At 32.1% G+C, this 8,286-nt stretch carries 5 protein-coding genes; all 5 read left to right on the forward strand.

Annotated features, from left to right (window positions below):
• A partial coding sequence (locus VGE71_RS04265; RefSeq protein WP_331137190.1) for a DUF4974 domain-containing protein occupies window positions 1–163 on the forward strand: 163 nt, incomplete at its 5' end.
• Window positions 164–393: 230 nt separating this feature from the next.
• Window positions 394–4,107 carry a SusC/RagA family TonB-linked outer membrane protein gene (locus VGE71_RS04270; RefSeq protein WP_331137187.1) on the forward strand — a complete coding sequence of 1,238 codons (3,714 nt, stop codon included), beginning with the start codon at window positions 394–396 and terminating at the stop codon, window positions 4,105–4,107.
• 14 nt (window positions 4,108–4,121) lie between these two features.
• Window positions 4,122–5,609 carry a RagB/SusD family nutrient uptake outer membrane protein gene (locus VGE71_RS04275; protein ID WP_186296540.1) on the forward strand — a complete coding sequence of 496 codons (1,488 nt, stop codon included), beginning with the start codon at window positions 4,122–4,124 and terminating at the stop codon, window positions 5,607–5,609.
• Window positions 5,610–5,628: 19 nt separating this feature from the next.
• The gene (locus VGE71_RS04280; protein ID WP_331137188.1) at window positions 5,629–6,486 is read left to right on the forward strand and encodes a putative zinc-binding metallopeptidase; all 858 of its coding nucleotides are present in this window, start codon (window positions 5,629–5,631) and stop codon (window positions 6,484–6,486) included.
• A 29-nt stretch (window positions 6,487–6,515) separates the two neighbouring features.
• On the forward strand, window positions 6,516–7,877 hold the full coding sequence (locus VGE71_RS04285; RefSeq protein WP_331137189.1) for a DUF4302 domain-containing protein: 1,362 nt from the start codon (window positions 6,516–6,518) through the stop codon (window positions 7,875–7,877).
• Window positions 7,878–8,286 lie beyond the last annotated feature (409 nt).

The raw sequence follows: 8,286 nt of genomic DNA on the forward strand, positions 1-8,286 counted from the left end.
TGATTTTCCTCATGATAAGTTAAAAGACTGCCGATTAACCACTTCATTAAGCGATCAACCATTAGCTGAAAAACTAAAAATTATTTGTAAAAGTATTGGTAACGATACAAATTATGAAATGAATGGAAATCAAATTGTAATTACGACTTCTGGCTGTAACTAGAGAGATGTAAATTCAATAAAATAAAGAATAGAAAAACCAAAATTAAACTGAATGTCTAAAGCTAAAATAAAGAGATAACTGCCTATGTAAAAAGTAAATGCATAAAAAAAGTGCCGAATATGCTGTAACATCCTCGACACTTACAATTTGTAAATCACTCTCTGTAAAGAGTAATTTATGATGTTTCTTAAAATACACTCGAATAGTATTAATCAAAACAAACCAAAATTATGAAAAAACCTGTTGTCAAGCAACGATTACTTCACCAAATCATGAAAATAACGCTGTTTCAATTTGTGTTAGCACTTATATTCTCAAGTGTTACGATGGCAAATAATGTAAATGGGCAGAAAAAACTAGATACTAAAGTTACAATTACAGTCGAAAATCTAACTTTAGACAATGCTTTATCTAAAATTGAAAAATCTGCTCATGTAAAATTTTCTTACAATTCAAGACTTCCTCAACTTACACAAAAAGTTAGTATAGAAGCAAATCAAGAAACTTTGTCTAGTATTCTAAGCAGAATATTAGTACCATTTAATATTACTTTTTCTGAAGTTAGCAATCAAATTGTACTTCAAAAAAGTGTTGCTGGTACTTTTTCAAATTCAAATAATCATGATTCATTATTTGAACTTTTGACTTTTGGACCAATCATCAAAGGAAAAGTAACAGATCAAACTGGCAGTCCGCTTCCGGGAGCTACAGTTATGGCAAAAGGAACAAAAACGGCTGTTTTAACCGATTTTGATGGAAATTTCGTTATCGAAATGCCAGCTAACGTAAATCGTTTAGTAATTTCTTATGTAGGTATGGAATCTAAAGAAATTGGTATAGAGAATAATACACCAACAATCGTATTAACAGAAGCTGGACAAAATCTTAAAGAGGTTGTCATTACAACTGGATACGAAAAAACTTCAAAAAGAACTTTTACTGGAGCAATCAGTAAAATCTCTGGCGCTGAATTGAAAGTAGATGGTGTTGTTGATGTAAGTAGAATGATTGAAGGTAAAGCTGCCGGAGTTACTGTACAAAACGTTACAGGATCTTTTGGTTCTACTCCTAAGATTACAGTTCGTGGATCTTCTTCAATTTTTGGAGACACAAAACCTTTATGGGTAATTGATGGAGTTGTTCAGGAAGATATCATCAATGTAACATTTGCAGATTTGGCTTCTGGTAACTCAGCAACATTATTAAGTTCTGCTGTTGCGGGATTAAATGCTAATGATATTCAAAGTATTGAAATTCTGAAAGATGCATCTGCTACTTCGATCTATGGTTCAAGATCATTAAACGGAGTTGTTGTTGTAACTACTAAGCAAGGTCGTAGAGATGCTCCTTTAAAAATTACTTATTCTCTTGAAAATACAGTAAGAGCGGTACCAAGTTATACTCAATACGATGTTTTGAATTCTCAGGAGTCAATGAGTGTTTTTCAAGAGATGAGAGAAAAAGGATATTTGAGCCAAAGTTCGTCTTTAACATCAAGATTTAGTGGTGTTTATGGTATTTTGGCAAAACAGGTTAATCTTTATGAAACGTCAAATGGTTTATATGGCGTAAAAAATGATCAGCCTTATGTGAATGAATTCTTGAAAAAATATGAATTAGCTAATACTGACTGGTTTAAAGTTTTATTTAGACCGTCAATTACTCAAAATCATTCATTAAGCTTTTCTGGAGGTGGAAAAAATAATACTTTTTACGGCTCTTTAGGATATTACACAGATCCGGGATGGACTATTGCGGATAATGTAAAACAATTATCATCAAACTTAAAAGGTACATTCTACATCAATGATAGATTGAATATTACTTTATCAACACTTGCTTCTGCTCGTGATCAGGAAGCTCCTGGTACTTACGAAAGTAAAAATGATGTTGTATTTGGAAAAGTTACAAGAGATTTTGATATCAACCCTTTCAACTATGTTTTGAGTACAAGTAGAACATTGAGACCTTATGATGAAAATGGTAATTTAGAGTATTATCAAAATAACTGGGCACCAATGAATATTATTAACGAATTGAATAATAATAAACTTGGAATAAAAGTTAAAGACATTCGTTTTCAGGGAGATTTAGAATACAAAATCAGTAAAAATTTAACTTATAATTTTACAGGTTCAGCTCGTTACGCTACTACATCTAGAGAACATAAAATCTATGAAGGTTCAAATGTTGTAGGTGCTTATAATGCTGGTGTTGGAGCTAATCCGAACACACAAATTCAAAAGGATAACGTGTTTTTATATCAAGATCCAAATGATTTAACAGCTCCTAAAATTTCAGTGTTGCAAAATGGAGGATTCTTGAGAAAATACACTAATGACATGACTTCTTACAATGTTAGAAATAGTGTTACTTACAGAAATACATTTAATGAAAAACATGAACTAGAAGGTTTCTTTGGTACAGAATTTAGATCTGTTGATAGAAACAATGACAACTTTACAGCTGCAGGTTTACAATATGAAAAAGGTCTTAGTGCTTTTATCGATCCTAAGTTGATTGAAAAATTGGTTAATGAAGGAAATACTTACTATGATTTTGGAGCTGAAAGAGAACGTACTGTTGGTTTCTTTGGAAAAGTTGGTTATACATACGATCGTCGTTATACTGCTTCGTTAACAGGGCGTTATGATGGATCTAATAGACAAGGAGATACAGGTTCTTCTAGATGGTTGCCAACATACACAGTGAGTGGTAAATGGAATATCAAAGAAGAAAAATTCATGAAAGATGTAGAATCTGTAAACAATTTAGCACTTAGAGCTTCTTATGGTTTAACAGCAACTGCAGGACCTGCAACTAACTCTTTAGCAATTTATAAAAGTTATATCACAGATCGTTTCGCAACAACTGACAGAGAAAACGCAATACGTATTCAGGATTTGCAAAACCAGGATTTGACTTGGGAAAAACAATTCGAAACAAACATTGGTGTTGATTTAGGGATGTTTAGAAACAGAGTTCAGTTTACAACTGATGTTTACAGACGTAAAGCATTTGATTTGATTGACTATGTTATTACATCTGGAGTTGGAGGACAAGCTGTAAAAATGGGTAATAATGCAGACATGGAAACTAAAGGTATTGAGGTTGGTTTTACAACTCAAAATATTGCTTCACCTGATTTCAAATGGTCTACTACATTAAACTTTTCTATTTACGATCAAAAAATTACAAAATTGGCAAACAGACCTTCAGCATTTGATTTGATAGCTGGAAATGGTGGTAATACTGTAGGGCATCCTAGAAACTCATTGTATTCATATCAATTTACGGGTTTAAACAATGAAGGATTACCAACATTTAAATTGCAAGATGGTGCTGAAAGTAATATTACAGATGCTGATTTTCAGGATACAAATGATGTTATGAAGTATTTGAAATATGAGGGATCCGTTGAGCCTAATAAATCAATTGGTCTTGCCAATACTTTTACTTACAAAAGCTGGTCTCTTTATGTATTTGTAGTAGGATCAGGAGGTAATAAAGTAAGATTAAACCCAGTTTATAGTAACAAATACACTGATTTAACTGTTTTTACAAAAGAGTTTGCTAACAGATGGATCAATCCAGGTGACGAAAACCGTACTAATGTACCTGTTATTGCAGATCAATTAATGAACAGAAATTATGGTGATAACAATATGCAAATTGCCTATAACACTTATAATTTTTCTGATGTTAGAATTGCTAGTGGTGATTTTGTAAGATTAAAAAATATTTCTCTTGGTTGGGAATTTCCAAGTGATTTTAAAAGAAAGTTAGGTTTAGGTACTTTTAATTTAAAAGCATCAGCAGTTAATCCATGGTTGATTTACTCAGACAAAAACTTACATGGTCAAGATCCTGAGTTCCGTAATACAGGAGGGGTAGCTTTCCCAATTACAGCACAATATACTTTTGCTATTAACCTTTCATTTTAACAATTAAATTAATTATGAAAAATATAAAAATTACACTGTCATTATTATTACTGGTTAGTATTAGTAGTTGCGATGAATTTCTTTCAGAAATACCAGATAACAGAACACAGATAGATACTCCTGAGAAAATTTCAGAATTGTTGGTTACAGCTTATCCTATGACCACTTATTTTGAAATTGCAGAGACAATGTCAGATAATATTTTTGATACAGAAGTTAAAACAAACGCTAACATAAGTAATGAACAGAGTTTTAACTGGGAAATGCAAACTCAGATAGATAATGATACTGAAAATGGATTTTGGACAGGATCTTATGAGGCAATTGCTGCTGCAAATCAAGCCTTGCTTTCTATTGAAAAGTTAGGAAACCCTTCTAGTTTAAATCCCCAAAAAGGTGAAGCCTTAATTGCTAGAGCTTATAACCATTTTATGTTGGTTTCGTTGTTTTCAAATCGTTATAATCCTGCAACTGCTGCAACAGATTTAGGAGTACCATATGTTACAGAGCCTGAAACTGCTTTATTAGGACAATATAAAAGAAATAGCGTTAAAGAAGTTTTTGACTTAGCAGAAAAAGATCTTTTGGAAGGATTGAAATATGTTACCAATAATTATAAAGAGCCTAAGTATCACTTTAATGTAAACGCTTCTAAAGCCTTTGCTTGTCGTTTTTATTTGATAAAAGGAGATTGGGATAAAGTACTGGAGTATTCTGAAGGACTTGGTTCTAAAACAGATAAAATTAGAAATTATGCAGCTTTTAGTAGCGCTGTTTTTGCTCAAATGCCAATAGAGTATTCTAAAGTAGAACAAGAAACGAATTTATTGGTAAGTTATCCTAACTCAGCGGCTAGAAGAGCAGCATCTTACCGATTTGCTTTTCCATCACAAAAAGCTGATGAATTGTTAGGTCCGCAAACCAACATGTGGGGTAAGCAAAGTTTAATTAGAGCAGATGGATACTACTATGGAGGCTCAAATGTTTTTATTCATAAACTTTATGAGTATTTTAAAGTAACTAATGCTACAGCGGGTATTGGACAAGCTTACACTTCAACAGTTTTATTTAGTAATGATGAAATGTATCTAAATCGTATCGAAGCACTTGTAATGAAAAATAGATTTGCAGAAGTAAATACCGAGTTAGGATATTTCTTAGGAACCAGAACTTCTGGCTATAATCCTGCAACCGATATTTTAGATCAAACAAGAGTTACTACAAAATATCCAGTTGTAGCAAATGAATTTACTCCTTTTTACGCATTAAGTGAACTTCAGACTTCTTACATTAAAGCAATTTCTGAAGCAAGAAGAAGAGATTTCATGAGAGAAGGACTAAGATGGTTCGATATCAAGCGTTTTAATTTAGTTGTAGAACATAATACTCTTGAATTTGGTAAAGTGGTTCGACACAACGTTTTAGAAAAAGATGATAAACGTAGAGCAGTGCAAATTCCATTAAGAGCTTCAAGTAATGGTATTGAGAAAAATCCTAGATAAATTTTAATTAGAAAGTATTATGAAAATAACAAAAATATATAAAGCTGCATTAATGTTAGGAGTATTGCTTCTTGCTTCTTGTGCTCATGAAGATCAGCCAAAAGAAAGCTGGTTAGATTTTTCAGTACCAAACAAAACTGAATTAGATAAATGGATTGATGTAAATTTCTTAGATCCTTATAATATTCATGTATATTATATATGGAATCAGAATTTGGTTGATAATAATAAGTATTTGTTTCCACCAAAAGGAGATAAAGTACAACCAGCTATGGAAGTAGTTAAGAAAATCTGGATTGATAGTTACAGTAGTATTGGTGGAGCAGATTTCGTTAAAAAGATTGCGCCTAGAGAGTTTGTGCTTGTTGGAGGGGTAAACTTAAATACGAATGGTACAGTAACATTAGGACTTGCAGAATCAGGTCAGAAGGTTACTCTTTTTCAGGTAGATAAACTGGACAAAAAAAATAGAGCAAACGTAACGCAGTTTATCCATACGATTCAGCATGAGTATGTTCATATTTTGAATCAAACCAAGCCTTTTGATGAGCAAGCATGGGCCAAAATAACACCAGCAGGTTATACTACAAGTTGGTATACTGCAGCGATTAGTACTTCAAGAAGTTTAGGTTTTATTACAAGTTATGCAAGATTGAGTATCTATGAAGATTTTGCTGAAACAGCTGCTACAATTCTAACAAGCTCAAAGGCAGAATATGATGCAATATTAGCTAGTGTAACAGATGCTACAGCTAAAGCAAGCTTAAAGGCTAAAGAAGCTCTTGTAGTTAAATATTACAAAGATGCTTACAATATTGATTTTTATGCTTTAAGAGATGAAGCTCAAAAGAATACTGATTTTGTAACAAATAATTAAAGGACAATAATCTTCTAAAAATAGATATTATGAAAGTAAAAAAAATATACAAGTACTTAATGATTTCTTTTGGAGCTTTGCTTTTGGGATCATGTACAAGCACAGAGGTTGATGCAAAATTCGACGAAAACGCAACGGAAAGATTAAGTGGACGTAAAAAAGAACTAAATGATTTGCTACTTTCTTCTGCAGAAGGATGGAAAGCGGTTTATTATACTGATAGTACACAATTAGGAGGATGGACGCATTTATTTAAGTTTCTTCCAGAAGGAAAAGTAGATATGGCATCTGATTTTACTATAGGTACGGATACAGATACAAAGATTTACAGAAGCCAGTATGATATGCAGATGGGAAGTACAGTAAGTTTGGTATTTACAACACAAAATAGAATTCATCTTTTATCTGATGCGGGAAACTATCCGACAGGTTCACTTTTAGCAAAAGGATATTTAGGTGATTTTCAGTTCTACTATTATGGACAAAAAAATGGAGACATTATTTTTAGAACTAATAGAAATGGACATTTTCTACGTTTTGTAAAAGCAACTGCTCAGGATTGGACAGATTTAGCAAAAAACAAGCCAATGATTAGTAGTTTAAATGGGGATATGTTTAGCCCTTTGTTTAGATTAATGGAAACAAACGACGGAACTACAACACATCAATTTGAATTTGATTACAATACTAGTGCTCGTTTCGGAACTGCTTACTCTCTAGAGCCAGGTAGCCAAGAAGCGTATGATCTAGCGTTTGCTTTCACTTCTACAGGAATTGTTTCAAAACTACCAGTTACTGTTAAAGGTCAAAAGCTTACCAATTTCATTTATGACAGTGCAACCAATAATTTTGTTGCTACGGGAACGAATGGAGTTAGTGCAACACTTAAATTTACCAATGCGCCACCAACAGTTACAGATGATTACAAACTATTTTTAAGTGGAAAGGGAAATCCTTATAAATATTTTGGCTATTTACCAGCTTTCTTATCTACAGCTCCAACAACAAGTGATTATTTTAAATATTTAGTTGCAAGAGCAAATGCTGCATTGCCGGCTAACCAGTCAATTGCGAGTATTTATTTGTATTTTAATACAGCTGCAAATCAGACTTATATTAGTTATAATTTTAATGGAGGAAAAGCAGCAATAAATCATGTTGTAAAATCATCAGAAGATGCTGTAAATAAAACTATAATTCTTACACATGATTTTTGGGCTGGCGGGCTCACAGGTACTCCTGCTTACTTAAAAGAAATTGATGATCAATTTACAAATCCAAAAGGATTGTATGTGAAAAAAGAAAGCTTTAAAATTCAGTATAGCAATGTAATTTACACGTTTGCAAGTGCTTCTAGTAGTTTTAGAATTTCAGCATATATTATCAATTAATTTTTAATTCATTTTATATTTTAGAAAAAGGCAACTCATTTTTGAGTTGCTTTTAAATTAATTAATGTACTTTCTTGATCTTGAATTATGATAAAAAAACTTCTAACACCGTCGACTATTGCGGTTTTCTTTTGGGTAATAGGTCTTGTTATTGTTAATGAAAAATTTTATGACTATTTAAGACTCTACTTATGTCTCTCAATACTAATTGCCATTGGCTGGATAATTTTAGATCAAGTCAAGAAGAGGAAAGAAGATCGAAGTTGATAAGACGAAACGATTCAATTGAAAGAATACATTTTTGATATGAATTGTAATTCGTAAATCAAACAGGAAACAAATTAAATTTTAGTTTTATTTTTTTATTTTGGGGAAGACAGCTCATTTATTGGGCTGTTTTTTTTCTTTT

The organism is Flavobacterium sp. (assembly GCF_036405015.1).
GTDB lineage: Bacteria > Bacteroidota > Bacteroidia > Flavobacteriales > Flavobacteriaceae > Flavobacterium.

Bases quoted from the DNA above. Each gene is read 5' to 3' on its own strand.
- VGE71_RS04270 (WP_331137187.1), top strand. From the start codon at position 394: ATGAAAAAACCTGTTGTCAAGCAACGATTACTTCACCAAATCATGAAA.
- VGE71_RS04275 (WP_186296540.1), top strand. From the start codon at position 4,122: ATGAAAAATATAAAAATTACACTGTCATTATTATTACTGGTTAGTATT.
- VGE71_RS04280 (WP_331137188.1), top strand. From the start codon at position 5,629: ATGAAAATAACAAAAATATATAAAGCTGCATTAATGTTAGGAGTATTG.
- VGE71_RS04285 (WP_331137189.1), top strand. From the start codon at position 6,516: ATGAAAGTAAAAAAAATATACAAGTACTTAATGATTTCTTTTGGAGCT.